General features: G+C 73.3%; 1 protein-coding gene. It reads right to left on the bottom strand.

The genetic code is table 11. From position 1 onward, the window contains the following. On the bottom strand, positions 1-379 hold a 379-nt coding region (locus tag DEIPI_RS28235), incomplete at its 3' end, for a GGDEF domain-containing protein (RefSeq protein ID WP_245588504.1). Positions 380-498 lie beyond the last annotated feature (119 nt).

Here is a 498-nt window from a genome sequence, read left to right as displayed (position 1 = left end):
CCTCGCGGCTCACGGCGACGCCGACGCTGATGGTGACGCTCAGCGGCGGGTCCTGCAGCAGGGGCGACGCGGCGACGGCGCGCACGAGCGTCTCGGCACGCTCCAGGGCGCGGTCCACGTCGTCGCCGGTGAGCAGCGCGACGAACTCGTCGCCCGCGTAGCGGTAGAGGGGTCGGCCGAGCGCCTCCAGGGCGCGTTTCGTGACGCCGAGCAGGGCGGCGTCGCCGCGCAGGTGCCCGAAGGCGTCGTTGATGCTCTTGAAGTGGTCGAGGTCGATGATGAGCAGCGCGACGGGACGGCCCTGCGTGAGCTCCACGTCGAGAGCGTGGAACAGCGCGGCGCGGTCCGGGGTGCCGGTCAGGGAATCGACGTTCGTCATCTTGGGTTCGGCCCGTCACATTGTACGACGCGCTTCAGCGCGAGCGCCACGCGCGCCGCGCCCTCGCGCGCCTCCTGCGGGGAGAGCGCGCCGTAGCCCAGCAGCAGCGCCTCGCGGCG

Source organism: Deinococcus pimensis DSM 21231 (assembly GCF_000519345.1).
Classification (GTDB): domain Bacteria; phylum Deinococcota; class Deinococci; order Deinococcales; family Deinococcaceae; genus Deinococcus_A; species Deinococcus_A pimensis.
This window is presented reverse-complemented; position numbering and strand designations above follow the sequence as displayed.